The 26,399-nt window shown below is 68.2% G+C and carries 23 protein-coding genes; 14 read left to right on the top strand and 9 right to left on the bottom strand.

Annotated elements, in window-relative coordinates; all coding sequences use genetic code 11:
• Positions 1-28: 28 nt before the first annotated feature.
• From ISP17_RS01895 to ISP17_RS01885, 3 genes are all read right to left on the bottom strand, one after another.
• Positions 29-3,106, bottom strand: coding sequence for a TonB-dependent receptor (locus ISP17_RS01895; RefSeq protein WP_404629820.1), 3,078 nt, complete (start codon positions 3,104-3,106; stop codon positions 29-31).
• Positions 3,107-3,255: 149 nt separating this feature from the next.
• Complete coding sequence (gene hemB / locus ISP17_RS01890; protein ID WP_404629819.1) at positions 3,256-4,245, bottom strand: porphobilinogen synthase; 990 nt, start codon at positions 4,243-4,245, stop codon at positions 3,256-3,258.
• A gap of 88 nt (positions 4,246-4,333) precedes the next feature.
• Positions 4,334-5,419 carry an ABC transporter ATP-binding protein gene (locus tag ISP17_RS01885; RefSeq protein ID WP_404629818.1) on the bottom strand — a complete coding sequence of 362 codons (1,086 nt, stop codon included), beginning with the start codon at positions 5,417-5,419 and terminating at the stop codon, positions 4,334-4,336.
• Positions 5,420-5,552: 133 nt separating this feature from the next.
• On the opposite strand from ISP17_RS01885, the gene ISP17_RS01880 reads away from it, so the two are divergent.
• The 4 genes from ISP17_RS01880 (at position 5,553) to ISP17_RS01865 (ending at position 9,198) form a co-directional block, all read left to right on the top strand.
• Positions 5,553-6,905: a GH1 family beta-glucosidase gene (locus ISP17_RS01880; protein WP_404629817.1), complete on the top strand. Its 1,353-nt coding sequence runs from the start codon at positions 5,553-5,555 to the stop codon at positions 6,903-6,905.
• Between the two features lie 81 nt (positions 6,906-6,986).
• Positions 6,987-8,006 (top strand): glucokinase, encoded by a 1,020-nt coding sequence (gene glk, locus ISP17_RS01875; protein ID WP_404629816.1) that lies wholly within the window; start codon positions 6,987-6,989, stop codon positions 8,004-8,006.
• 73 nt (positions 8,007-8,079) lie between these two features.
• On the top strand, positions 8,080-8,763 hold the full coding sequence (locus ISP17_RS01870; protein ID WP_404629815.1) for an HAD family hydrolase: 684 nt from the start codon (positions 8,080-8,082) through the stop codon (positions 8,761-8,763).
• Positions 8,764-8,856: 93 nt separating this feature from the next.
• Positions 8,857-9,198, top strand: coding sequence for a hypothetical protein (locus tag ISP17_RS01865; protein WP_404629814.1), 342 nt, complete (start codon positions 8,857-8,859; stop codon positions 9,196-9,198).
• A gap of 12 nt (positions 9,199-9,210) precedes the next feature.
• On the opposite strand, the gene ISP17_RS01860 is transcribed toward ISP17_RS01865, so the two are convergent.
• From ISP17_RS01860 to secB, 3 genes are all read right to left on the bottom strand, one after another.
• Positions 9,211-12,234, bottom strand: a complete 3,024-nt coding sequence (locus tag ISP17_RS01860; RefSeq protein ID WP_404629813.1) for a DEAD/DEAH box helicase — start codon at positions 12,232-12,234, stop codon at positions 9,211-9,213.
• 102 nt (positions 12,235-12,336) lie between these two features.
• A complete protein-coding gene (locus tag ISP17_RS01855) occupies positions 12,337-13,362 on the bottom strand; it encodes an NAD(P)H-dependent glycerol-3-phosphate dehydrogenase (protein ID WP_404629812.1) in 1,026 nt (341 codons plus the stop codon).
• A gap of 7 nt (positions 13,363-13,369) precedes the next feature.
• Positions 13,370-13,879: a protein-export chaperone SecB gene (gene secB / locus ISP17_RS01850; RefSeq protein ID WP_404629811.1), complete on the bottom strand. Its 510-nt coding sequence runs from the start codon at positions 13,877-13,879 to the stop codon at positions 13,370-13,372.
• 325 nt (positions 13,880-14,204) lie between these two features.
• Between secB and rpmB the strand changes: the two genes are divergently transcribed.
• The 3 genes from rpmB (at position 14,205) to ISP17_RS01835 (ending at position 15,379) form a co-directional block, all read left to right on the top strand.
• Positions 14,205-14,441, top strand: a complete 237-nt coding sequence (gene rpmB, locus ISP17_RS01845) for a 50S ribosomal protein L28 (RefSeq protein WP_404629810.1) — start codon at positions 14,205-14,207, stop codon at positions 14,439-14,441.
• A gap of 11 nt (positions 14,442-14,452) precedes the next feature.
• Complete coding sequence (rpmG, locus tag ISP17_RS01840) at positions 14,453-14,620, top strand: 50S ribosomal protein L33 (protein ID WP_017463578.1); 168 nt, start codon at positions 14,453-14,455, stop codon at positions 14,618-14,620.
• A gap of 234 nt (positions 14,621-14,854) precedes the next feature.
• A complete protein-coding gene (locus ISP17_RS01835; RefSeq protein ID WP_404629809.1) occupies positions 14,855-15,379 on the top strand; it encodes a DUF3016 domain-containing protein in 525 nt (174 codons plus the stop codon).
• A gap of 79 nt (positions 15,380-15,458) precedes the next feature.
• Here the strand turns inward: ISP17_RS01835 and ISP17_RS01830 are convergent, their stop codons facing one another.
• Positions 15,459-16,652, bottom strand: a complete 1,194-nt coding sequence (locus ISP17_RS01830; protein WP_404629808.1) for a DesA family fatty acid desaturase — start codon at positions 16,650-16,652, stop codon at positions 15,459-15,461.
• Positions 16,653-16,798: 146 nt separating this feature from the next.
• Here ISP17_RS01830 and ISP17_RS01825 point away from each other — a divergent pair, with 146 nt between their 5' ends.
• From ISP17_RS01825 to mutM, 6 genes are all read left to right on the top strand, one after another.
• Complete coding sequence (locus ISP17_RS01825) at positions 16,799-17,539, top strand: ABC transporter ATP-binding protein (RefSeq protein WP_404629807.1); 741 nt, start codon at positions 16,799-16,801, stop codon at positions 17,537-17,539.
• Complete coding sequence (locus ISP17_RS01820; protein ID WP_404629806.1) at positions 17,536-18,321, top strand: ABC transporter permease; 786 nt, start codon at positions 17,536-17,538, stop codon at positions 18,319-18,321. The genes ISP17_RS01825 and ISP17_RS01820 overlap by 4 nt, the downstream gene beginning before the upstream one ends.
• A gap of 5 nt (positions 18,322-18,326) precedes the next feature.
• On the top strand, positions 18,327-19,670 hold the full coding sequence (locus ISP17_RS01815) for a GldG family protein (protein ID WP_404631391.1): 1,344 nt from the start codon (positions 18,327-18,329) through the stop codon (positions 19,668-19,670).
• 2 nt (positions 19,671-19,672) lie between these two features.
• Positions 19,673-20,164, top strand: coding sequence for a hypothetical protein (locus tag ISP17_RS01810; protein ID WP_404629805.1), 492 nt, complete (start codon positions 19,673-19,675; stop codon positions 20,162-20,164).
• Positions 20,165-20,230: 66 nt separating this feature from the next.
• Positions 20,231-21,640 (top strand): NADP-dependent phosphogluconate dehydrogenase, encoded by a 1,410-nt coding sequence (gndA, locus tag ISP17_RS01805; RefSeq protein WP_404629804.1) that lies wholly within the window; start codon positions 20,231-20,233, stop codon positions 21,638-21,640.
• Between the two features lie 164 nt (positions 21,641-21,804).
• Complete coding sequence (mutM, locus tag ISP17_RS01800) at positions 21,805-22,632, top strand: bifunctional DNA-formamidopyrimidine glycosylase/DNA-(apurinic or apyrimidinic site) lyase (protein ID WP_404629803.1); 828 nt, start codon at positions 21,805-21,807, stop codon at positions 22,630-22,632.
• 103 nt (positions 22,633-22,735) lie between these two features.
• Here mutM and ISP17_RS01795 read toward each other — a convergent pair whose 3' ends face one another.
• Both ISP17_RS01795 and ISP17_RS01790 read right to left on the bottom strand, forming a co-directional pair.
• A complete protein-coding gene (locus ISP17_RS01795) occupies positions 22,736-23,503 on the bottom strand; it encodes a hypothetical protein (protein ID WP_404629802.1) in 768 nt (255 codons plus the stop codon).
• 63 nt (positions 23,504-23,566) lie between these two features.
• Positions 23,567-24,193, bottom strand: coding sequence for a thymidine kinase (locus tag ISP17_RS01790; protein ID WP_404629801.1), 627 nt, complete (start codon positions 24,191-24,193; stop codon positions 23,567-23,569).
• A gap of 217 nt (positions 24,194-24,410) precedes the next feature.
• Between ISP17_RS01790 and ISP17_RS01785 the strand changes: the two genes are divergently transcribed.
• Positions 24,411-26,390, top strand: a complete 1,980-nt coding sequence (locus ISP17_RS01785) for a UvrD-helicase domain-containing protein (RefSeq protein WP_404629800.1) — start codon at positions 24,411-24,413, stop codon at positions 26,388-26,390.
• The last annotated feature ends 9 nt before the right edge of the window (positions 26,391-26,399 follow it).

Here is a 26,399-nt window from a genome sequence, read left to right as displayed (position 1 = left end):
CAGACGCCGGTGGCAAGAAACCTGCACGTCAGAACTTGTACAGCACGCCGAACATGTAGCGCGGCCCGGTCTGTGCGAGGTAGATCAACTCGTGGATGTTGCGCGTGTACAGGCGCTGGGTCCGATTGGTCACGTTGATGCCGTCCAGGGTGACCGAGAGCTGATCGTTGATCTTGTAGCCCGCGCTGATGTCCCACTGGCCGTACGGCGCCGTGTAGATCGGATTCACAATGCCCAGGCTGTCATTGGTACCGGTCAGGAACTTGCCGCGCCAGTTGTAGGCCACGCGAGCCTGCCACGGCCCCTTCTCGTAGAAGCCGACGAAGTTGGCCGAGTTGCTCAGGCCCACCAGGAAGCTCTGCTGCCCGTAGCTGAAATTGTCGTAATGCAGCGGGGACTTCACGACGGTGTAGTTCAGCTGCGTACCGAAGCCGGTATCCCCGAGCATCTGCTGCAGGCTGAACTCCCAACCGTGCAGGGACTTCTTGTTGGCGTTGTAGGGCTCGGAGATCGTGAATTGCGTCACCGGATCGCCCGGCTGGCCCGTGATGGTGCCCGTTGCGGGGTCCACGCCCGGCTGTCCGCTGAGGTTGGTCAGGATGTAGTTTCTGATGCAGACCGCATCGTTCGTAGCGCACCCGCCTGAACCGACGGCTTGGTTGTAGTAGGCGCCACCGATCGGGGTGGGCAGGTTGAAGGGAGTTGCGGTGACCTGTCGGGTTCCGATGTAGTTGGAGATGTTCTTGCGGAAGAAATCCACCGATACGTAACTGCCCTTTGAGTAATACCAAGCCCAAGACAAGTCGAAATTGTGCGACAGGAGCGGCTTCAGGCCTGGATTGCCCGAGCTGCCGGTGCCGCCACCGACACGCACCGTGGAGCTGAGCAACTGTCCACCCGAGATATCACCCCAATTCGGGCGACCGATGGTCTCGCTATAGGCGGCACGCACCTTCATGTCGTCGGTGACGTCGTAGGCCGCATTGATTGCCGGCAGGAAGTACTTGTACGAACCCTTCAGGGTCGTGAAGCCCGACGTGCCGCTGGAAATTAGATACAGCTCGTTGGCCGCCGCCCACGAGACGCCCGACCACGTCGGAACGAGGGCACTGGAGGTCACATCGGTCTTCTCGTAGCGCACTCCCGCCGACACGCTCAGCGGCCGGTCCGCCACGTAATACGTCTGGTCCCAGCTCACGAAAGCCGACTTCGACTTCTCGGTGGTTCGCTCGTCCGTTGCGTTCGGACCGGTGTAGTTGGTCGGCGCCGCGAACGTGAAAGCCCCCAGGGTTCCGGCATTGGCATTCCATGCTTGCTGGGCAGCCGCGGCACCCTGGGCAAAATTCCACAGGTAGAACTGGTCAGTGAACGAAGGCGCATTGTGGCCGCTGAACTGGCCGAAGTACTGCCCCATCCTGTCCGCATGGAACAGCGAATCCGCGTAATCGGCGGGCGACGTACCGGGAATGCCACCCCAATAGTTTTCCTGGGCGAAGTTGTAGGCCGTGCGGTTGCGCACATTCGTCGATGCAACACCGAAGTTGAGCTCCGATTCGTCCGCGAACAAGAACTTGCCGTCCAAATGGATCTGGTCGATGGTGTTCTTCATCCGGCTGTTGCGGAACGACGCACCCGTGAAGAGCAATTGCGACGGGCTGAGCTGCGTTCCTGACGGCGCATAGTCGTTGGTCAGGATCGGGAAGCTGCCCGAGAAGTTGCCCGTAGTGGTGCCGCGGACGAACGCGACGGCGTCCAGGGTCGAGCTATTGCCGAAGGGGCTGTCTGGACCGTTTTTCGCGGTGGAGTGGGCCGCGTCCAGCGTGAAGCTCAGCCTGTCGGTGACCTTCCACTTGGTGTTCCAGCCAATCGAGTTGAGGGTCTGCTTGCTCCCGGACTGGCCAGCGGCAAAATCGAGATCCTGCGGGGTACCGTAGGTCTCCGAATACACCAGCGGCGCCGCGATGGGCCCATCGGTCCAGGCGCTGTAGTTGGGGTAGCCGGATGCGAACCAAGCCGACAACTGCTGGTAGCGATTCTTGATCTTGTATTCGGAATACGTGTAGTCCAGCGTATTGACCAGATTGTCCGACGGCTTGAACTGCAGGACCATCTGGCCGTTGACGCGCGTGGACTGGCCGGCGTTGAGCTGGTAGCGCAGCGCCTGCGGGAACGCATAGTCGGAGCCGGCTTTCGGCGCATTGACGGAATCGGGCGCCGGAGGCACCACGCCACCACCCCAGGAGCCGCCGTACGGCACGTTGTCGCGATAGGTCTGCCAGCCGTCCACGAAGGCGCTGTTGTAGCCGAAATTGCGCTTCTCGTAGCTGCCGTTGATGCCGAAGCCCCACTCGCCATCGGCACTGGTGGTGCTGAAGATGCCATTGATGCGCGGCGCCGTGGCGCTGCCGTACTTCAGGGAAGACGGCAGGTTGTTGTTCGAGTCGTCCCAGACACCCTGCAACTGGACGGCCCCGTGCGTGCCAGGGCGATCCAGCGGGCGAGCGGTCTGGATGTTGATCGTGGCGCCCATGCCGCCCGGGGGCGTGCTGGCCGAACCGGTCTTGTAGACGTCGATCTCGGACACGGCACTGGACGAGAGCTGCGCGAAGTCAAACGAACGATCCGTCGAGGCGCTGGTGTCGTTGATATTGGCTGTGGGCATCTGACGCCCGTTCAACAGCACCAGGTTGAACTGGGGACCGATGCCGCGCACTGTGACGCGCGCGCCCTCACCGTTGACGCGGTCGATGGACACGCCCGGAATGCGCTGTATCGATTCGGCCAGGTTGGTGTCGGGGAACTTGCCGATGTCCTCGGCGACGATGCCGTCGACGATCCCGTCGGAGTAGCGCTTGATGTTCGCCGACTGCTCCATCGAGCCGATGATGCCCTTGACGACGACCGCCTGGAGGTTGGCGGCGTTCTGCTTGTCCGCCTTGGCCTTTTCCCTGGCATTCGCGGCCTGTTTCGCCGCGCCGTCCGATGTCGCACTCGACGTGTCCTGCGCCGGCGCAGCGGCCGCCTGAGCAGCCATAGAACCGGTCAGTGCCAGCAGCACGGCCGAGGCAATGAGCCGCTTGCGCGGCGTGTTAGCAACCTGCTTCATTAATCAAACCTCCCCCATAAGCCCGAAAATTCAGGAACTGCCCCTTGGCACGCGCAACTACCGCTTTTGCCATAGCGGCGTTATCGCAAACGATGACAGCGCTGTCATCCTGCGGCGCAACATAAAATTCACGTGTGCTGTACGCGGCCTCAGTCGCCGCGCAGCCAGCGCGCGGCGTCGATCGCGAAGTAGGTGAGGATGGCGTCGGCGCCGGCGCGCTTGAAGCAGGTGAGCGTCTCCAGCACCACCGCTTTTTCGTCCAGCCAGCCGTTCTGGCAGGCGGCCTTGAGCATCGCGTACTCGCCCGACACCTGGTACACAAAGGTGGGCATGCCGAAGGCGTCCTTCACCCGGCGCAGCACGTCCAGGTACGGCAGGCCCGGCTTGACCATCACCGCATCGGCGCCTTCGTGGATGTCCAGTTCCACCTCGCGCAGGGCCTCGTCCGAATTGCCCACGTCCATCTGGTAGGTGTGCTTGTTGCCCTTGCCGAGGTTGGCCGAGGAGCCCACCGCATCGCGGAACGGGCCGTAGAAGCTCGACGCGTACTTGGCCGAGTAGGCGAGGATGCGCGTGTGGATGTGGCCGGCCTCCTCCAGCGCCTCGCGGATCGCGCCGACGCGGCCGTCCATCATGTCCGACGGCGCCACGAAATCCATGCCGGCCTCGGCCTGCGCCAGCGACATCTTCACCAGCGCCTCGATGGTCGGCTCGTTCATCACGTAGCCGTGCTCGTCGATCAGGCCGTCCTGGCCGTGGATGGTGTACGGGTCCAGCGCCACGTCACCAATGAGGCCAAGCTGCGGATACTTCACCTTCAGCGCGCGGGCGGCGCGCTGCATCAGGCCGTTCGGATTCCACGCCTCGGCGGCGTCCTCGGTCTTGGGCGCATCGGTGATCGGGAACAGCGCCAGCGCCGGAATGCCCAGCGCCACGCATTCGCCGGCCAGTTCCAGCAGCAGGTCGATCGACAGCCGCTGCACGCCCGGCATCGAGGGGACGTCCACCCGTCGGTTTTCGCCCTCGATCACGAACGCCACCATGATCAGGTCGCTCGCCAGCAGCGTGTGCTCGCGCATCAGCGCGCGGGAAAACGCGTCACGGCGCATGCGACGGGGGCGGATGGCGGGATAGCTCATGGGTCAGTCCGGCGGTGAAGTTCAGCGCGTGATTGTACGCCGCGCCCCCTCAACCGCCTGCCCCGCTGCGGCGATCGGTGACGCGTGCCTACGGCTCCAGGCGCGCACCATCGCGGGCATCGAACACGTGCAGCATCGCCGGATCGGGCACGAGGTGGATGAGGTCGCCCGGCTGCGGCACCACCCGCGGCGGCAGGCGCACCACCAGCGGTTTCTCGCCGCTGCGCAGGTTGAGGAAGACCTCGTTGCCGACCGGCTCGACCACATCCACCCGCGCGCTCAACGCGGCGGGGCCGGCGGCGTCGACAGGATGCAGATCTTCCGGGCGCACGCCGATCACCACCTCGCGCCCGGCCCAGTCGGCCGGCCAGGCCACGCCGGGCAGTGCCAGCGTGCCGTGCGGGCCGACCAGTTCGGTGGTCGTGTCGATGCGCACGGTGCCGGACAGGAAATTCATCGCCGGGCTGCCCAGGAAACCGGCGACGAAGCGGTTGGCCGGACGACGGTAGAGGTTCATCGGCGTGTCGATCTGCTGGATCACGCCGCGGTCCATCACCACGATGCGCTGGCCCAGCGTCATCGCCTCGATCTGGTCGTGGGTGACGTAGATCATCGTTGTACCCAGGCGCCGATGCAGCCGCGCGATCTCCACGCGCATGTGCAGGCGCAGGCGCGCATCGAGGTTGGATAGCGGCTCGTCGAGCAGGAACACCTTCGGATCGCGCACCAGCGCACGTCCCAGCGCCACGCGCTGCTGCTGGCCGCCGGACATCGCGCCGGGGCGCGCGTCCAGCAGCGGCTCCAGTTCGAGAAGCTGCGCCACCTCGCGCACGCGCCGATCCACCGCGGCGCGATCCATGCCGCGCAGGCGCAGGCCGAAGCCGAGGTTTTCTGCCACCGACATGTGTGGATACAGCGCGTAGTTCTGGAACACCATGGCGATGTCCCGGTCCTTCGGCGGCAGCTCGTTGACCACGCGCCCATCGATGAGCAGCGTGCCGGCGCTGATCGACTCCAGGCCGGCGATCATCCGCAGCAGGGTGGTCTTGCCGCAGCCGGACGGACCGACCAGCACCAGCAGCTCGCCGCTGGCGATCTCCACGCTGGCGTCGGCGACGGCGACGTATCCGTTGGGATAGACCTTGCGCAGCGCGTCCAGCCGAACCACCGCCATCGAGACCTCCGCATGAGGGGCGCACCCGTCCCCGCGCCATCATGCGCGATGGTGCATCGGAGGAGAGCATTCGGCTATTCTCGCGATGTAATCGTTTACATCAAGCCGCGCCGCGGCAACCGGACCTCCAGCGATGACAGGACGCTTTCTCTTCCCCGCGGATTTCGTCTGGGGTGCCGCCACTTCCGCCTATCAGATCGAGGGCTCACCGCTGGTCGATGGCGCCGGGCCCAGCATCTGGCAGCGCTTCGCGCACACGCCGGGGATGATGGCCAACGGCGATCACGGCGACGTGGCCTGCGACCACTACCGGCGCTACCGGTCCGACGTGCAGCTGATGAAGGCGCTGGGCCTGCAGAGCTACCGCTTCAGCATCAACTGGGCGCGCGTGTTGCCCGAAGGCACCGGCCGCATCAATCCGGCGGGGCTCGATTTCTACTCGCGCCTGGTCGACGAACTGCTCGAACACGGCATCACGCCGAACGCCACGCTGTTCCACTGGGATCTGCCGGCCGCACTGGATGATCGCGGCGGCTGGCTCAACCGCGACAGCGCGCGCTGGTTTGCCGAATACGCCGAGATCATGTTCAAGGCGCTGGACGACCGCGTGCCGATGTGGACCACGCTCAACGAACCCTGGGTGGTAACCGACGGCGGCTACCTGCACGGCACGCTGGCGCCGGGCCATCGCAATTTGTACGAGGCGCCGATCGCCGCACACAACCTGATGCGCGCCAGCGGCGCGGCGATCCAGGCCTACCGCGGCGTGGGCCGGCACCAGGTCGGCGTGGTGTTCAACATCGAGCCGAAGTACCCGGCCAGCGAGCGCGCCGAGGATGTCGCCGCCGCCGCGCGCGCCCACGCCTACATGAACCAGCAGTTCGCCGACCCGGCATTGCTCGGCTCGTATCCGCCGCAGCTCAAGGAATGCTTCGGCGACGCCTGGCCGGTGTTTCCCGCCAGTGATTTCGGCCTGACCCGGCAGAAGGTCGACTTCGTCGGCATCAACTACTACACGCGCGCCGTGGTGCGCGACGATCCGGCGCAGCATCCGCTGCGCGCCACGCCGGTGCGCCAGCCAAACCGCACCCACACCGAGACCGGTTGGGAGGTGTACGAGCAGGGGCTCATCGACACGCTCGCCGCGTTCAAGCAGCGCTACGGCGACATTCCGCTCTACATCACCGAGAACGGCGCGGCGTTCTACGACCCGCCGGTGGTCGAGGGCGACCAGTTGGAAGACCCGCTGCGGGTGGACTACCTGCGCCGCCACCTGCGCGCGCTGCACACGGCGATGGCCGCCGGAGCCAATGTGAAGGGCTATTACGCCTGGTCGCTGCTGGACAATCTGGAATGGTCGCTGGGCTTCGCCAAGCGCTTCGGCCTGGTCCACGTGGACTTCGCCACGCAGCGGCGCACGCCCAAGGCCAGCGCAAGGTTCTACGCGCAGGTGATCGCCAGCGGCGGCGGGGCGCTCGACCCGTGAGCCAGCGCCCTGACCCGACCACTGGACGTGCGCGCGGGTGCAGGGCACCCTTGTCTATTCGCTTGTGCTGAAGGTTTTCGCATGTCGGTTGACGCCCCCGCTTCCGTTCCCACCCTGCTGGTCGACCTTGGCGGCACCAACGTGCGCTTCGGCGTGGCCGATCCGTCGCGCGCCGATCCGCTGCTGAAAGACAGCATCCGCCGCTACCGCGTGGCCGAGCACGAGTCGCTGGTCGCCACCGCAAAGCAGTACCTGGCCGATACCGGGCTCACCGTGAAGCGCGCCATCGTCGCCGCCGCCGGGCGCATCGAGGACGGCGAGACCGTCAAGGTCACCAACAACCCGTGGGCGATTTCGGCGCACCAGACCGCCGCCGCGTTGAATCTCGACGCCGTGCACCTGGTCAACGACTTCGCCGCGCAGAGCATGGCCGTGACCCTGCTCAAGGGCGACGACCTGGTGCGCGTGGGCGAACTGCCACTGCCGGTGATCGGCGAGGACGATGAACAGACCTTCGCCATCGTCGGCCCCGGCACCGGCCTGGGCGTGGGCGGCCTGCTGGTGCGCCAGGGCCACTGCAGCGTGCTGCAGACCGAGGGCGGACACGCCGGCTTCGCCGCGCACTCGCCCGAGGACATCGCCATCCTCGACTACCTCAACCACAAGTACGGCCGCGTCTCCAATGAGCGGCTGATCTGCGGCCAGGGCCTGGTCAACCTGTACGACGCGATCTGCCACATGGTCGGCGCCACCGCGCAGCCGTTCAAGCCGGAGGACATCACCGCCCGCGCGAAGGACGGCAGCTGCCCGCTGTGCACGCGCACGGTGGAAACCTTCGCCGGCATCTTCGGCAGCGTGGCGGGTGACCTGGTGCTCACGCTCGGCGCATGGAACGGCGTCTACCTTACCGGCGGACTGATCCCGATCCTGTTGCCGTGGCTGGAGCGCGGGCGTTTCCGCGAGCGCTTCGAGGCCAAGGGTCGCTTCCGCGACATCATGCAGAAGGTGCCCACGCAGGCGATCATGAATCCCGAACCGGGCCTGCTCGGCGCCGCTGCGCTGGCGGTGATGGAATCGGGCCGGCCGCTACTGGGCCGCTGATCCTCCGCACCGCGCACACGCGCGGCCGTCACACGGCCGGTGGCACGGTTCCCGGCTCCACTGGAGAACCTGCATGCCGCGTAGCGATACCGCCTTCCTGTTCGATCTCGATGGCACCCTGGTCGACAGCGTCTACCAGCACGTGCTGGCCTGGAAGGAAGCGCTCGACGCCGAGGGCGTGGAACTGTCGGTATGGCGCATCCACCGCAAGATCGGCATGAGCGGCGGCCTGTTCGCCAACATGCTGCTGCGCGAGACCGCACTGGACATCACCGAAGACCGGCTCGAGCGACTGCGCCGCCGTCACGCCGAGGCGTTCAACCGTCACCACACGCAGGGTTCGGTGAAGCCGCTGCCCGGCGCACGCGAACTGCTGGCCTTCCTCACCGACCAGCAGATTCCGTGGGCGATCGCCACCAGTGGGCGCATGGAAACCGCCGCGCACAACCTGGAGGCACTGGGCGTGGATCCGTCGAAAGTGCCGGTGGTGACGCGCGACCAGGTGCGCCACGCCAAGCCCGATCCGGACCTGTTCCTCACCGCCGCGGCGCGGCTGGATTTCGACATACACCACGCGCTGGTGGTGGGCGACAGCGTGTGGGACATGCTGGCAGCCAAGCGCGCCCGCGCGCTCGGCATCGGCATCCTGGCGGGCGGCTACGGCCGCGAGGAACTGCAGCAGGCCGGCGCGCTGCGCGTGTACGACGATCCGGCCGACCTGCTCGCCCACGTGGACGAAGTCGCCGCGCGCGACTGACCACGCAACGGGATTTTTGCACGCCGCTGACACGGCTTGAACGTGGCCGGACTAGCCTGAAGCGCTCGACCCTGTGCCTGTCCGGACCTTCGCATGCGCCTCGCTCCCACCCACATTTTTTTCGCCGCTGCGCTGGCCTGCGCGCTCGCCGCCTGCTCGCCATCCGAACCGCCGCCTGCGCGCGATGCGCCCACGCCACGCGCACAGGTTGAAGCACCCGCCAACCCCGCGCTCGGCTCGTCCGAGTGGTACGCCTGGGTCGATCGCACGCTGGGCATCACGGACAATGGCCACGGACCGGATCGCGGGTCGGCGGAATGGAATGCCGCCGTGCAGCACCAGCTCGGCCAGGAAGCACCGCAGGCCGCGCCCGGTTCGCCCGAATGGCAGCAGGCGGTGGACGCCCTGCTGCGCACGCGCGCCACGGTGCCCTGAGAAACCGGTGTCTCAGCCCGGCGCGAGCAGCGCGTCGAGGTCGGTCTGGTCGAAGCTCAGCCGTTCGCGCGTGCCACCGCCTTCCAGCACCGCGTCGGCCAGCTCGGCCTTGCGCAGCTTGAGCTCCTCGATGCGCTCCTCCACCGTGTTGGAGGTGATCAGGCGGAACACGAACACCGGCTTGTCCTGGCCGATGCGGTGCGCGCGGTCCGAGGCCTGCGCCTCGGCTGCCGGATTCCACCACGGGTCGTAGTGGATCACCGTGTCTGCAGCGGTGAGGTTGAGGCCCACGCCGCCGGCCTTCAGCGAGAGCAGGAACAGCGGCACGTCGCCTTCCTGGAACTGCTTGACCGGCTCGGCGCGATCGCGCGTCTCGCCGGTGAGCGTCACGTAGGGAATGCGCCGGCGGTCGAGTTCGTTGGCGATCAACTTGAGCATCTCGGTGAACTGCGAGAACAGCAGTACCTTGCGGCCTTCGGCGAGCAGCGCCGGCAGCATGTCCATCAGCAGCTCGAACTTGGCCGAATCGCGCACGCCGCGCGCGGCTTCGAGTTTCACCAGACGCGGATCGCAGCAGACCTGGCGCAGCTTCAGCAGCGCATCGAGCACCACGATGCCCGAGTGCGCGATGCCGCGCTGGGCGATCACCTGGCGCAGTTCGTCGGCCAGCGACAGGCGCAGGCTTTCGTACAGCTCACGCTGGCGACCGTCGAGCACCACGCGGCGGGTGATCTCGGTCTTCGGCGGCAGCTCGGAGGCGACCTGGCTCTTGGTCCGCCGCAGGATGAACGGCGCGAGGCGACGGTTGAGCCGGGCCTGGCACTCCTCGTCGCGCTGCTTCTCGATCGGACCGCGGTAGTGGCGGCGGAACGCGCCTTCGTCGCCGAGCAGGCCCGGCACCGCCAGGTCGACCTGCGACCACAGCTCGCCCAGGTGATTCTCCAGCGGCGTGCCGGTGAGGCAGATGCAGCGCGGCGCGCGCAGGCTCAGCACGGCTCGGCGCGCCTGGGTGCGCGGGTTCTTCACCTGCTGCGCCTCGTCCAGCGCGATCAGCGCGAACGGCTGCTTGCGCAGGGTCACCACGTCGCGCGGCAGCAGCGCGTAGCTGGTCAGCACGATGTCCTGGGCGCCGAGCTGGGAGAAGTCGCCGCCGCGCTGCGGCCCGTGCAGCGCCAGCACCTTCAGCGACGGCGCGAAGCGGGCGCACTCGGCCTGCCAGTTCGGGATCAGGCTGGTCGGCACCACGATCAACGCCGGTTGCGCCAGCGCACCGCGCTCCTTCAGCGCGAGCAGATGGGTGATCAGCTGCAGCGTCTTGCCCAGGCCCATGTCGTCGGCCAGCACGCCGCCCACGCCCGCCTCGGCCAGCGCGTTGAGCCAACGCAGGCCTTCGCGCTGGTACGGGCGCAGTTCCACCGTGAGCCCCTCGGGCACCACGTCGCTGGCGCGGTCGGCGGCATCGCGCAGGCGCGCGGTGAAGCCGCGCAGTTGCTCGGGCGCCTGCAGCTCGCCGCCGGCCGGCAGCGCGTCGACCAGTTCTTCCAGCCGACCGGCCTGCACGCGCGGCAGGTGCAGTCGCTTTTTCGGCTTTTCCAGGTACTCGGCCAGCGGCGCGAGCAGGCCGCGCAGCTCCTTCAGCTTCACCGGCACGCGGCGGCGGTCGTCGACCGGCGCGTACCACACAGCGTCTTCAGGTTCGTTCGGCACCGGGCTGAGGTTGAGCTGATGCTCGGCCAGCGCCTGCGCCACGGCGGGCAGCAGGTTGTGCCGCTTGCCCTCGACCTCGATGCCGATCTCCAGGTCGAAGGCGTGATCGTCGGCGTCCTCGGTGGCGTTGCCGTACCAGCGCACCGGGCCTTCCAGCACCTCGAACGGAAAGCTGGGCGCGTACTCCACCGCGTAGCCTTCGGTTTCCAGCTTGGCGCGCAGCGCCAGCCAGCGCGCCGGCGTGTTCACTTCCAGCGCGCCGGCGTAGCCCTTGCCCGGAAACAGCCAGGCATCCTCGGGCAGAGTGTCGGCCAGATCCCACGGCAGGCCTTCGGTGTCCACGCCGGGCGTCAGGCCGGCGCGCTCGAGCTGCTCCATGGCGGAGAGTTCGTCGGCGCGGCGGCGCACGATTTCCACCAGCTGCCCGTTGCGCACGCGCCGCACCAGCGGCTCGCCGCCGCGGCCGGGCAGGCGCTCACCGGCGTAGTCGAAGGCCAGCCGGGCGTAAGCCAGCGGCGGCGTGCCGGCGGCGAGGCGCGCGTGGCGGGTGAGCGCGTGCAGGGTCAGCACCGGCTTGGGCGCCAGATCCTCGCGGCGCATGTCGTCGAACACCTGCGGCAAGGGCACGCGATGGGCCAGCCGGCTGCGCGGCAGTGCGGCCCGCAGCCGGTGGCTGTCGTCGTGCTTGAGCGGCGGCAGGTCGAGCCAGGCGGTTTCTTCGGCGGGCGCCTCGAGATGACCCAGCTCGGCGCGTTCGGCGTCGAGGTACCACAGGCCATCCAGCCGCAGCAGGCGCTGCCCGGCCGGCAGGGAGGGCAGCAGTCGCTGGCTGCCGTCGGCTTCCAGCTGCCAGTGCCAGTTGAGCTGGTGCGACTTGCCGCGCGACAGCCGCAGTCCGCCCAGCCCGCCGAGGAAGCACGGTGCGGTATCGAGGATTTCCGCCAACAGGGCGTCGCCGACGTGGCCGGCGAGCCGCGCATAGCTGCGGCTCTTGCGCAGCGTCTGCGGCAGGCCGAGCACGGTGGCGGCCAGGCGCTGCTCGTGCGGTTCGAGCAGGGCGTGCACCAGATGCTTGCTGTCCAGCGGCGTGGGCCGGGCGAAGCGGCCGTGTTCGGCCACGGCCAGCACGGCCGGGGCCACGTCGAGCCGGCCGGCGCTGCTGCCGTCCTCGTGCACCACGTCGAGGAAGAACCCCAGCACGCCGCGCTCGGGCGGCGCAGCCGGCAGCGGCGGCTCCAGCACCCGGCGCCATACCGACGGCAGCGCGGGCTCGGCCACGCCGCGCGCGACGGGGGGATCGCCAGGCTTTCGGTCGTCCGTTTGCTGCATGGGCATGCGTCCGCTGGGCGATCAAAACCCTGAGCTTAGCAAGCACGGTCGCACATGCCCACGACGGCGGCGGCCCGGCACGCGGGTCGTGCGCGAGCCCGCTCAGGTACCGGGGAACAGGCCCTGCGGATATTCCGGCTTCTGCTCGCGCGCCATCAGTGCACGCAGGCCTTCCACCGGGGTGACTTCGCCGTGCAGCACGGCACGCACGCCGCTGGCGATCGGCAGGTCCAACCCGTGCTTGACGGCCAGCCGGGCGACTTCGTCGGCGGTGAGCACGCTCTCCACCACCTGGCCGATCTGGCGCACCGCCTCATCCAGCGCGACGCCCTTGCCCAGCGCCAGGCCGAGGCGGCGGTTGCGCGAAAGGTCGCCGGTGCAGGTGAGCACCAGATCGCCCAAGCCGGACAAACCCATCAGGGTTTCCGGCTTGGCGCCGAGCGCCAGGCCCAGCCGCAGCATCTCGTTCATGCCGCGGGTGATCAGGCCGGCGCGGGCGTTGAGGCCCAGCTGCATGCCGTCGGCCACGCCGGTGGCGACCGCCAGCACGTTCTTCATCGCGCCGCCAAGCTCGGCGCCGAGCACGTCGCTGCCGGTGTAGGCGCGAAAGTTCGGCGCGTGCAGCATGCCGGCCAGCTCGCGCGCGAACGGCTCGTCATCGGAGTGCACGGTGACCGCGCTGGGCAGGCCGGCGGCCACTTCCTTGGCGAACGACGGCCCGGTGACCACCGCCGCGGGACGACCGGGCAGCTTTTCGGCCACCAGCTCGTGCAGGAAGCGGCCGGTGCCCGGCTCGAAACCCTTGCTGGCCCAGGCGATCGCCGCGTCGGCGTCGAGCAGCGGGGCGATCTCGTCCAGCATTGAGGCGAACGCATGGCTGGGCACCACGATCAGCACGACCTTGGCGCCATGCAGCGCCGCGGCCAGGTCGCGTTCGTAGTGGAGCTCGGCGGGCAGTTCGAGATCGGGCAGGTAGCGCTGGTTGCGATGGGTCTGCGCCATCGCCGCCAGCGCCTGCGCGTCGCGCCCCCACAACCGGGTGGGCACGCCGTTGCGCGCCGCGAGCGCCGCCAGTGCCGTACCCCAGGAACCGGCGCCGAGGACCGCCAGGGTCGGTCGGGTGCTCATCGGTGGATCAGCTGTTGAGCGCCGGCGCGGCCTCACCACCGCCCATCGCGCTGCGGCGCATCTGCTCGGCGTACAGCGCGTCGAAGTTGATCGGCTGCAGCAGGAACGGCGGGAAGCCGCCCTCCAGCACCAGCGAGGAGATCACCTGGCGCGCGTACGGGAACAGCAGGTTCGGGCAGTAGCTGCCGACGATGCCGGCGTGGTCTTCCGGGCTGAAGCCGGCGATGCCGAACAGGCCGGCCTGGTGCACTTCGGCCAGGTAGGCGGTGCGCTCGCCCACGGTGCAGGTCAGGGTGAGGCTCAGCACCACTTCGTACAGGTCGTTGCCCAGGTCGGTGGCGCGCTGGCCGAGGTTGAGCTGCACCTGCGGCTGGTCGCCGGTCTCGCTGATTTCCTGGAACATCTGCGGGGCGTTCGGCGCCTCGAAGGAGACGTCCTTCACGTAGATCTTCTGCAGCGCGAGCTGCGGCTGGTTCGCCTGGCCGTTGGCCTGGCCGTTGGTGGTGACGTCTGCCATGGGATGTCCTCGTCGAATGAAGCGCCGGCCCGCGCTTGCGGGCATGCACAAAGTGCAAAGAGCGCGATTGTTCCATACAAGTCCGCGCAGCGTCACTCGGCGGCGCCAGGTGCCACTGGTCAAGGATTGCGCAACCGGCGGAATTTCCGCGATAATACGCGGCTCGATCCATGCCGCCCGGGTAACCCGGGCCGTCCGCGACGCGATGCGGACCTCACGGCAGGGCTCGAAAGCTCCACCCTCCAGCATTGCGTGGCGCCCTGGCGCCGCTGGGCCGAAGTCGCCCTGGCCAACGGGCGTTACATCACCAAATACGGAGGTCATCATGGCCCGTGTATGCCAAGTCACCGGAAAGGGTGTGCAGACCGGCAACAACGTCTCGCATGCCAACAACAAGACCCGTCGCCGCTGGTTGCCCAACCTGCATGAGCGTCGCTTCTGGGTTCCCAGCGAGAACCGCTGGGTCAAGCTGCGTGTTTCCAATCATGCGCTGCGCACCATCGACAAGAATGGCATCGAGGCCGTGATTGCCCAGCTGCGTGCCCGCGGCGAGAAGATCTGAGGAGCTAGACCATGGCTAACAAGACCCAGGACAAGATCCGCCTGATCTCTTCGGCCGGCACCGGCCACTTCTACACCACGCAGAAGAACAAGAAGAACACGCCGGAAAAGTTCGAGTTCAAGAAGTACGATCCGGTCGTGCGCAAGCACGTGATCTACAAGGAAGGCAAGATCAAGTGACGTGACAGCCCGTTCGCGTCACGCGCGAACGGCTTGCTGGATCGTCATCCCCGCGAAGCGACTTTCAACAGTCGCAGGCTGGTAAAGCAGAGATCTTCCATTCGAAGAAACCCGCCCTCGTGGCGGGTTTTTTTTTGGCCGGCATCCCGTCGCATTCGTCCACCGTCCGTGCGACCAGACGTTATGCTGGATTCCCCCACGGCGAATGCCGCCGCTCTCACGAGGAGATGTGCCATGACCCGATTGCCCACCCTCCCCCGTCTTGCTATCGCAGCCGCCCTGGTCCTGGGCCTGGCCGGACCCGCGTCCGCGACAGGCTCAGCCCAGGTCACCGTCACCTATGACCATCCCGAGCAGTTCACCGAAACCAGGGAAACCAAGGCGTTTGCGCCAATGCGCGCGGACAACAGCTACCTCGACACCCTGAAGAAATACATCGAGCAGCGGGCCGGCAAGGTGCTGGTGGACGGCCAGCAGTTGCAGATCGTGATCACCGACGTCGACCGCGCGGGCTCGTACGAGCCGTGGCGCGGGCCCAGGCTGAGCGACGTGCGCATCGTCAAGGACATCTACCCGCCGCGCGTCAACCTGCATTTCCGCCTGCTCGACGCCAGCGGCGCGGTGCTGCGCGAAGGCGACCGCACGCTGCGCGATCCGGCCTTCCTCAGCAGCGGCGGCAATGCGACCTCGACCGACAGCCTGCGTTATGAGAAGCGCATGATCGACCGCTGGCTGCAGCGGGGACCGGACAAGCTCTGACACCGGCCTCCTGCACGCGCGACAAAAAAAGAGCCCGCCGTGAGGCGGGCTCTTTCATTCCAGCATCGGCAAGCGGCTATCAGCGCGCGGCGACGGTGTAACCCTTGAGTCGGGCCGCGAAGTCCTGCAGGGAGCGGATGCCGCTCTGCTCGGCCTCGGCAATCCACTGCTGCAGGCCCTTCAGGGTCTGCTCGGCGCCGCGCTGCTCCATCAATGCCACCAGGCGCGCACGGAAATCGACCACCGTACGCAGGGTCGGGCGCTTGGCCAGCACGGCCTGCAGCTTGTCGTGGCCTTCGCCGTCCAGCCAGCGGCCGCCATCGGCCAGCGCACGACGCACACGACGCGGCATCGCCTTGATGCTCTCGCCGGCGTGCTGCGCTTCCTCGCGCAGGGTCGGCACGATCACGCCGCGGTAGTAATCGGTCATCGCCTGGAAGCGGTGCGTGAGCACGGCCTTCAGCGTCTCGGCGTCGGGCAGGCTCACGTTCGGGCGCACGTCCAGCGTCGGCGCCACGCGGAGCACCTTGGCCAGGCCAACCGAACGCAGCGCGCAGATCACCGCCCAGCCGATGTCGAACTCCCACTTGCGCAGCGCGAACTTGGCCGAGCTGGGGAAGGCGTGGTGGTTGTTGTGCAGCTCTTCGCCGCCGATCCAGAAACCCCAGGGGATCAGGTTGCGTGCGGTGTCGGCGCTCTCGAAATTGCGGTAGCCGGCCCAGTGGCCGACGCCGTTGACGAAACCGGCGGCCCAGAACGGGATCCAGATCATCTGCACCGCCCACATCGCCACACCGATCACACCGAACAGCGCGAAGCTGATGAACAGCATCAGGGTCGGGCCCCAGTAGGGGTGGCCGCCATAGACGTTGCGCTCGATCCAGTCGTCCGGCGTGCCGCGGCCGTACTGCTCCATGTCCTGCTTGTTCTCGGAGGCGTCGCGATACAGCGACACGCCGTCCCAGAACACCTTCTTGATGCCGTAGATCATCGGGCTGTGCGGATCGTCGACGGTCTCGACCTTGGCGTGGTGCTTGCGGTGGATCGCCACCCACTCCTTGATCACCATGCCCGTGGTCAGCCAGCCCCAGAAGCGGAAGAAGTGCTGGATGATCGGATGCAGATCCACGCCGCGATGCGTCTGGCAGCGGTGGTAGTAGATCGTCACCGTGAAAATGGTGAGCTGGGTGACCACCAGCATGTACACCAGCTTGCCGACCCAGGTCATGTGGGTCAGGCCGGTGATCAGGAAGTTGAGGACGGAGTCCAGCATCTCGAATACATCTCTATGTGGTTGAAAGGCAGTCTAGTGCAGGGTCTCCGTACCCGCCAGCATGGCTCGGGCGCCTGCGCGCGACGCAAGGCGCCCGAAACAACGTGCTGGTTGTCTGAAAGTGGGGGCGCCGTGACAATCATGCAATGAACACAGCACAACCCCTGCTCCGGATCGACCGGCTTTGCCGCCAACGCGCCGGCCGAATCGCCGTGCAGGATCTGTGCCTCGACGTGGATCGCGGCGAAGTGCTCGGCCTGCTGGGCGTCAACGGTGCCGGCAAATCGACGACGTTGAGCATGATTGCGGGGGCCATGCGTCCCGATAGCGGCACGATCCACCTGAACGGCGAGGATTTCCTGGAGTGTCCCGAGCTGGGCCAGCGGCTGATCGGCTGGCTGCCAGAACGTGCCCCGCTGTGGCAGGAACTGACGGTGCTCGAGCACCTGCAGGCGCACGGGCGGCTGCACGGGCTGAACGGCGCCGCACTGCGCCAGGCGACCGAGGCGATGCTGGAGCGCCTCGAACTCGGCAACCTGGCCCGCCGCCTCGCCGGCGTGCTGTCGCAGGGTCAGCGCCAGCGCCTGGGCCTGGCCTGCGCGCTGCTGCACCGCCCGGCGCTGCTGATCCTCGACGAACCCGCCAACGCGCTCGATCCGGTTCAGGTGGCCAGCCTGCGCCAGCTGATCCGCGAGGAGGCCGCACGTGGCACGGCAGTAATCCTGTCCACCCATCTGCTGGCCGAGGTCACCGCGGTATGCGGGCGGGTGGCGATCCTGCACGAAGGGCAGCTGCGCCACGAGGGCATGGTGGACGCCAGCGACGTGCAGGCGCTGGAGCGGCGCTTCTTCGACATCGCGATGAACGGCCGGAGCCAGGCCGCATGAGTGCACTGGCGATGGTGCGACTGGAGTCGCGCCGGCTGTTCGTTCGTCCACTGGCCTGGGTGCTCGGCGCGCTGACGCTGGGCGAACTGGCGTGGCGCTTCGTGCTGCTGCTGGGCAACTTCCTCGCCGCGCAGGTGAAGCTCGCCGCGTTGCCGGCCGGCCCGGGCTACACCGACCTGGTCGCCGTGCCCCTGCTCAGCAGCCTGTTCACCGGCGGACTGGTGCCGTTCGGGCTGGCCGAGCTGGCCTTGCTGGTGGTGCCGCTGCTGACCATGTCCAGCGTGGCCGGCGAACGCAGCAACGGCACGCTGCCGCTGCTGCTGGCCAGCGGCCTGTCGCCCGCGCGCATCGTGCTGGGCAAGTACCTGGCCGTGCTGGGCTGGCTGGCGCTGTGGCTGGCGCTGGCGCTGGCCATGCCGCTCTCGCTCGCCCACGGCACCGCGCTGGACTGGGGCAAGCTGGCCGCCGCCGCGCTGGGGCTGGCCTTGCTGCTGGCGCTGCTGGCAGCGATCGGGCTGGCCTGCTCCAGCTTCGCCTCGCATCCGGCGATCGCCGCCACCGCCAGCCTGGTGATCACCCTCACACTGTGCTGCGTGAACCTGGGCGCGCAGGCGGCCGGCGTCGACAACGGGGCGATCCACTGGTTGGCGCTGGGCACCCATCTCGAACCGCTGCTGCGCGGACTGGTCGCCACCGACGACGTGCTGTGGTTCGTGCTGCTGGCGGCGCTGGCGCTGGTGCTGGCGATCCGCCGGCTCGCCTCGGACCGGGAGCGCGGCTGATGCGCATGAATCGCACCCTGCGTCGCCTCGACGGCTGGCTGTTCGCGCTGCTGGCCTTGCTCGCCGTGGGCGCGGCGGGCTATCTCTCCACCCGCTACGCGCACGTGGCCGACTGGACCCACGGCGGCCGCGCCAGCCTCTCCAAGGAAAGCCGCGCCGTGCTGGCCCGGCTGACCGGTCCGGTCGAGATCACCAGCTACGCCAATCCGCAGGGCAACCTGCGCCAGACCATCGCCGGCTTCGTGCAGCGCTACCAGCAGGTGAAGCCGGACATCTCGCTGCGCTTCGTCGACCCGCAGCTCGACCCGGCGGCGATGCGCGAGCTGGGCATCACCATCGACGGCGAACTGCTGATCCACTACCGCGGCCACGAGCAGCGGCTGGACGACCTGTCCTCCGAAGGCCCGATGACCAACGCGCTGGAGCGCCTGGCCCGCGGCGGCGAGCGCATCGTCGCCTTCGTCAGCGGCGATGGCGAGCGCCGCCCGGACGGCCAGGCCAACGCCGACATGGGCACCTTCATGACCCAGTTGGAAGGCCGCGGCATGCGTGCGGTGCCGCTGAACTTCGCGCAGGTGAGTGCGGTGCCGCAGCACACCGACCTGGTGGTGCTGGCCAGCCCCACCGCGCCGCTGGCGCCCGGCGGCGTGCAGGCGCTGGTGAACTACGTGCGCGATGGCGGCAACCTGCTGTGGCTCACCGAGCCGCGCGCGGCCGGCGCGCCACTCGCCGACGATCTCGGCCTGCAGCCGCTGGCCGAGGCGCTCGGCATCAGCGTGCTTCCAGGTGTGCTCAGCGACGCTTCCGGCGCCGCGCTCGGGCTGGCCAATCCGCACATGATCGCGCTGGGCGACTACCCGGCGCAGGCGATCACCCGCGGCTTCACCCTCACCACGCTGTTTCCTGAAGTCGCGGCGCTGGCCCCCATCGGCGGCAGCGATTGGTCGACGACGCCATTCCTGCGCAGCGGTCCGCAGGGTCGTATCGACACCGGCAGCGAGGCCGACACCTCGCTGCCCGGCCGGCCGCTGGAGTTCGGCTTCGCGCTGCGCCGCCTCTCGCCCAGCCCGGACAAGAGCGAGCAGCGCGCGGCGGTGATCGGCGACGGCGACTTCCTTTCCAACACTTATCTCGGCAACGGCGGCAACCGCGCGCTGGGCGAGCGCATCTTTGACTGGCTGCTGGGCGACGACGCGCTGGTGAACCTGCCGCCGCGCGGTGCGCCGGACCGCTTCCTGCGGCTGTCGCAGGGCCAGTTGAACGCGGTGAGCCTGGGCTTTCTCGCGGTGCTGCCGCTGCTGCTGCTGGCGATCGGCGGGTGGATCGTGTGGCGGCGCAGGCGCCGCTGAGCATGCGTCGCGCCGCACGCCAGCGCCTGTTCCTGCTGCTCGGCGTCGCCGCACTGGTGGCGCTGGCCGCGTGGCAGTGGCAACGCGACGCGGCCGCCGCGCCGGGCGCGCTGACCGGCCTCGATCCGGCCGCCATCACCCGCATCACGCTCACCCTGCAAGGCGGCCAGCCCGAGCACTACGCCAGGCGCGACGGCCACTGGTGGCGCACCGACGGCACGCCCGCACGCGCCGACGACGGCCGACTGGACGAACTTACCGAGATCGCCGCCGCCCCGGTGGCGAGCTGGCGCCCGCTGGGCGACTTCGAACCCGCCCGCATCGGCCTGGCCAAGCCGGTGGCCACGCTGGTGCTGGACGACCAGACGCTGCGCTTCGGCGACACCTCGGCGACCGGCCCGCTGTGCTACGTGCAGGCCGGCGATCGCGTGGCGCTGGTCTCGGTGCGTTACACGCCGCGCCCGGCGACGCACGACGCCATCCGCGCGGATTAGTCACCGTGCTTGCCTGCCCGGCGGCGCGCCCCATATCGATCGAATTCCCTTTCCGGAGCACGCAGCATGAGCAAGCAGTCGATTGGCGTCGTCGGCATGGCCGTGATGGGTCGCAATCTGGCGCTGAACATCGCCAGCCGCGGCCACGCGGTGTCGGTCTACAACCGCAGTCGCGAGAAGACCGACGAGGTGATCGCCGAGTATCCGGACGCCGGTCTGGTGCCCACCTATTCACCGCAGGAGTTCGTCGACTCGCTGGAAAGCCCGCGCCGCATCCTGCTGATGGTCAAGGCCGGCAAGCCCACCGACGACACCATCGCCATGCTCAAGCCGCTGCTGGCCGAGGGCGACATCCTCATCGACGGCGGCAACACGCTGTTCACCGACACCGTCCGCCGCAGCCAGGAGCTGGCCGCGGCGGGTCTGCACTTCATCGGCACCGGCGTTTCCGGCGGCGAGGAAGGCGCGCTCAAGGGGCCGTCGATCATGCCGGGCGGTCCGCGCGACGCCTATGACCTGGTGGCGCCGATCCTCAAGGAGATCGCCGCCCGCGCCCCGGACGGCGCGCCCTGCGTGGCCTACATGGGCCCGGGCGGCGCCGGCCACTACGTGAAAATGGTGCACAACGGCATCGAGTACGGCGACATGCAGCTGATCGCCGAGAGCTACGCGATGCTCAAGGGCGTGCTCGGCCTGTCCAACGACGAGCTGGCGAAGGTCTACGCCGACTGGAACGCCGGCGAGCTGGACAGCTACCTGATCCAGATCACCGCGCAGATCTTCGGCAAGCAGGACGCCGAGACCGGCAAGGCGCTGGTCGACGTGATCCTCGACCGCGCCGCGCAGAAGGGCACCGGCAAGTGGACCAGCCAGAGCGCGCTCGACCTCGGCGTGCCGCTGCCGCTGATCACCGAATCGGTGTTCGCGCGCGTGCTGTCCTCGCTGAAGAGCGAGCGCGTGGCGGCCAGCAAGCAGCTGCACGGTCCCGATGCCAAGGCGTTCGCCGGCGACCGCGCAGCCTTCGTCGAGTCGGTGCGCCGCGCGCTGTACCTGGCCAAGCTGATTTCCTACGCGCAGGGCTTCGCCCAGCTGCGCGCCGCCTCCACCGAGTACGACTGGAACCTCGACTACGGCACCATCGCCAGCATCTGGCGCGGCGGCTGCATCATCCGCGCCCGCTTCCTGGAAGACATCACCCGCGCCTTCGCCGCCGATCCCGCGTTGGCCAACCTGCTGCTGGCGCCGACCTTCGCCAAGGTCGCCACCGACTACCAGGCGGCGCTGCGCGAGGTGGTCACCACTGCCGTACAGGCAGGCGTGCCGGTGCCGGGGCTGGCCTCGGCCATCGCCTACTTCGACGGCTACCGCAGCGCGCGCCTGCCGGCCAACCTGATCCAGGCGCAGCGCGATTTGTTCGGGGCGCACACGTTCGAGCGCATCGACCGCGAGGGCAGCTTCCACGCGGACTGGAGTTGATGGAGCAGGAGTGAGTGAAAAGGAGTGAGGAGCGAGAGTCGGGTTCGCCGCAAATCACGCTCTGACGCCAAACCAGATCTTTCGGAAAAAGCAGGACCGTACCGCCCGATCGCCTCAGCCAGCCTTCTCTCACTTCTCACTCCTCGCTACTCACTTCTCGCCTCATGCCTGAACTCCCCGAAGTCGAAACCACCCGCCGCGGCATCGCTCCGCACTTGGTCGGCCGTCGCATCGGCGCGGTGACGCTGCGCCGGCCCGACCTGCGCTGGCCGATCCCGCGCGAGGTGGCCGAGCTGATGCCCGGCCAGACCATCGAGGCCGTGGAGCGACGGGCGAAATACCTCTTGCTGCGTACCGAGATCGGCAGCGCCCTGCTGCACCTGGGCATGAGCGGCGTGCTGCGCGTGTTGCCGCCGGACACGCCGGTCAACACGCACGATCACGTGGACATCGCCATCGACGCGGCGCCGAACAAGCCGGCGCGCGTGCTGCGTTTCACCGACCCGCGCCGCTTCGGTTGCCTGCTGTGGCAATGGCCGGGCGAAACGCACAACCTGCTCGCCGCGTTGGGCCCGGAGCCGCTCACCGACGCCTTCGACGGCGACCTGCTGTGGCACACCTCGCGCGGCCGCAGCGCCGCGGTGAAGCTGTTCATCATGGACAACGCGGTGGTGGTGGGCGTGGGCAACATCTACGCCAGCGAGGCGCTGTTCGCCGCCGGCATCGACCCGCGCAAACCCGCCGGCAGCATCTCGCGTGCCCGCTACGCGCGGTTGGCCGGCGAGATCAAGCGCATCCTCGCCTGGGCGATCGAGCGCGGCGGCACCACGCTGCGCGACTTCCTCAATCCCGACGGCGCGCCGGGCTACTTCTTCCGCGAGCTCAACGTCTATGGCCGCGCCGGCGAGCCGTGCCGAACCTGTGGCACGAGCATCCGCCAAGTCACGCTGGGGCAGCGCTCCACCTTTTGGTGCCCGCACTGCCAGAAATGATCCTGCCTTTGTAGGAGCCCGCTCGCGGGCGATGCTCCTGGCTCTGAATCCACATCCCGAGCAAAAGGCATCGCCCGCGAGCGGGCTCCTACCGGGTCGGCCATCACACCGGCCAGCGGAATTCCACGAAGGTGTTGTGGAAATCCGGATGCTCCGGGCCGCCGCCCAGGCGGCCGGTGAGGTCTTCGGGAAGACCGGGGACTTCCACCTGCTGGCCGTCCATGAAGCGGCCGCCCAGGGCTTCGAGTTCCACCAACCGCTCGCACAGGCTGCCGGCGAGGTTGACCTGGGCGTCCGGCACGTCGCGCAGGCTGATGTCCGGGCGACCGAACTTGCGCATGCCGCGGCTGTGGATCCAGTTGCGGCCCGGCTCCGCTTCGCCGTCGCGCAGGATCAGCACGTGGCTGCGGATCGGCGCACCCTCGCGCACGAGGTAGCGGCGTCTCCAGCTGTCGGCATCGAGCAGGGTGAGGATCTGCGGATCGAGGATCGCCACGCCGCCGATGTCGAGCAGACCGGCCAGCACGCCCATCACATCGCGCAGGTAGCCGGTGTCGGCGGAGTCCGGAATCGTGCCGCGCACCACCAGCACCTGCGGCGCGTCGACCGCGCGCTGGTAGGCCTCGGGCGACTCCTCCTTGAACAGCTTGCCCATCGAGCCCTTGAGCGGATAACCCTCCCAGCTGCGCAGGGCGTGATGGTGGTGGTTGGTCGAGGTGATGCCGGCCGGCAACCCGGGGCTGCCGTAATCCTGCGAGGGCACGCGCACGGCTTCGAAATCGCCGAACACGTAGAACTGCAGCACGATGTTCTCGTCGTTCGGCTGCCAGTGCGGACGCGCCCAGGCGGTCAGGGGATTCGGCGAGATCATGGGGGAGTCCTAGGCGGAAAAAACGTGAGTGTGAAAGGGGCGATGTGGCCGGCGTGCGAAGGGCTATTCGCCCAGCGGCAGCACGCTCTGCTGCAGTTCGATGCTGCCACGCCCTTCGGTGATGTGCTTGAACTCCGCGCGGCTGACCGAGACATAGCGATCGTTGCCGCCGATCTCAACCTGCGGCCCCTCGGTGACCGCGCGCCCGCGCTCGTCCACGCGCACCACCATGGTGGCTTTGCGCCCGGTGTGGCAGATCGTCTTGATCTCTTCCAGCTTGTCCGCCCAGGCCAGCAGGTAGCGGCTGCCCTCGAACAGCTCGCCGCGAAAATCGGTGCGCAGGCCGAAGGCGAGCACCGGGATGCCGAGCCGGTCGACCACGTCGCTGACCTGCCACACCTGCGCCTTGGTGAGGAACTGCGCCTCGTCGACGAACACGCAGTGCAGCGGCCCGCGCGCCTCGATGTCCCCCTCCACCATCGCCAGCAGGTTTTCCTCGCCGCTGAAGCGACGCGCGTTGGCCTTCAGCCCGATCCGCGAGGCCACCACGCCCTCGCCGAAGCGGTCGTCCAGCGCCGGCGTGAGGATCAGCGTGCGCATGCCGCGCTCGTGATAGTTGTACGCGCTCTGCAGCAGCGTGGTGGTCTTGCCGGCATTCATTGCCGAGTAATAGAAATAGAGCTTGGCCATGGGCGGCAGGGTGTGCGCGGCTTCGACGGACGGTCGAGCATGGTAACGCGCTGGCGCTGCAAGCGAGGAGTGAGGCAAGAGGAGTGAGGAGTGAGGAGTGAGAGGTGGGTCATGCGGCCGGATGGTGCCCGCTCTTGCTCACTCCTCTTGCCTGACTCCCAGCTCTTTGCCCGGCCGCGCTACCATCCCCGTCCACGCCGCGCATCGCTGAAACCCCATGCTCAACCCGCAACAACTGGCCGCCGTCGAATACTGCGATGGCCCGCTGCTCGTGCTCGCCGGCGCCGGCTCGGGCAAGACCTCGGTGATCACGCAGAAGATCGCCCACCTGATCCAGCGTCGGAAGCTGGCCGCCGCCAAGATCGCGGCGATCACCTTCACCAACAAGGCCGCGCGCGAGATGCGCGAGCGCGTCGGCAAGCTGATCAGCAGCGAAGATGCCGCCGCGCTCACCGTGTGCACCTTCCACGCGCTGGGGCTGAAGTTCCTGCAGATCGAGCACGCGCGCGCCGGCCTGCGCCGCGGCTTCTCGGTGCTCGATGCGGACGACAGCGAGGGTATCGTCAAGGAGCTGGCGCCGAAGGGCGCCAAGCCGGACGTGCTGTTCGGCATCCGCAACCTGCTGAGCCGCGCCAAGAACGCGGGTCTGTCGCCCGAGGAAGCACTGGCCGCTGCGCGCGCACCGCGCGAGCTGGAAGCGGCGACGATCTACGAGCTCTACCAGCAGCGCCTGGCCGCGTTCAACGCGGTGGATTTCGACGACCTGATCCGGCTGCCGCTGCGCATCCTGGAATCCGACGCCGAGTGCCGCGACGCCTGGCGCGAGCGTCTGCGCTACCTGCTGGTGGACGAGTACCAGGACACCAACGACGCGCAGTACCGCCTGCTCAAGACGCTCACCGGTCCGAAGGGCCACATCACCTGCGTGGGCGATGACGACCAGTCGATCTACGCGTGGCGCGGCGCCAACCCGGAGAACCTCGACCAGCTCGGCCGCGACTGGCCGAACCTGCGCGTGATCAAGCTCGAGCAGAACTACCGCTGCGGCAAGCGCATCCTGCGCGCGGCCAACAAGCTGATCGCCAACAACCCGCACCTGCACGAAAAGAAGCTCTGGAGCGAACATCCGGAAGGCACGCCGATCCGCGTGCTGGAGTGCAAGGATGCCGAGCACGAGGCCGAGAAGATCGCCTCGATCGCGGTGACCCTGGCCGAGAAGCACAAGGCGCGCTGGCACGACATGGCGATCCTCTACCGCGGCAACTTCCAGGCACGCCCGCTGGAGAAGGCGCTGCGGCTGGCGCGCGTGCCCTACCACCTCACCGGCGCGCTGAGTTTCCTCGACCGCGCCGAGGTGAAGGACCTGCTCTGCTACCTGCGCCTGCTGGCCAACCCGAGCGACGACGCCGCCTTCCTGCGCGTGGTGAACGTGCCGAAGCGCGAGATCGGTTCGACTACGCTGGAAAAGCTCGGCCAGATGGCGCAGTCCAGGCACTGCTCGTTGCTGGAAGCCACGCGCAGCGATGGCGTGCTGCGCCAGCTCACCCCGCGCCCGGCCGCCGCGCTCGCCTCGTTCTCCACCCTGCTCGACGAATTGCGCAGCGCCTCGCTGCACGAAAGCGCGGCGGACCTGGTCGAGCGCATCCTCAGCCGCACCGGCTATGCCGCGCAGATCGCCGCCAGCACGCCGGACGCCAGCGTGCGCGAGCGCAAGCTCGGCAACCTGAAGGAGCTGGCCGACTGGTTCCGCGCGATGCAGAAGGGCGGCAACAGCGCCGGCGACCTCGCCTCGCAGCTGGCCCTGCTCAGCCACGCCGACCGCGACGACCCCGGCAACGCGGTGCGCATGATGACCATGCACGCCGCCAAGGGGCTGGAGTTCCGCTTCGTCTTCATCGTCGGCTGCGAGGAAGGCACGCTGCCGCACGAGGGCGCCATCGACGAGGGCCGCATCGACGAGGAGCGGCGCCTGATGTACGTGGGCATCACCCGCGCCAAGGAAGTGCTCACGCTGTCGTGGTCGGCCAAGACCAAACGCTACGGCGAGATCCACAACAACCAGCCCAGCCGCTTCCTGCACGAGCTGCCGCAGGACGACCTGCACTGGCAGGGCAAGGACCCGGAGGCCGACAAGGAAGCCGTACGCGAGACCGCCGAATCGCACATGGCGAAGATCGCCGCGATGCTCGCCGGCTGATGGGACGCG

This window comes from Dyella ginsengisoli (assembly GCF_044904665.1).
GTDB classification, from domain to species: domain Bacteria; phylum Pseudomonadota; class Gammaproteobacteria; order Xanthomonadales; family Rhodanobacteraceae; genus Dyella_A; species Dyella_A ginsengisoli.
The sequence above is the reverse complement of the archived record's forward strand: the minus strand, read 5'-3'. Positions and strand labels throughout refer to the sequence as shown.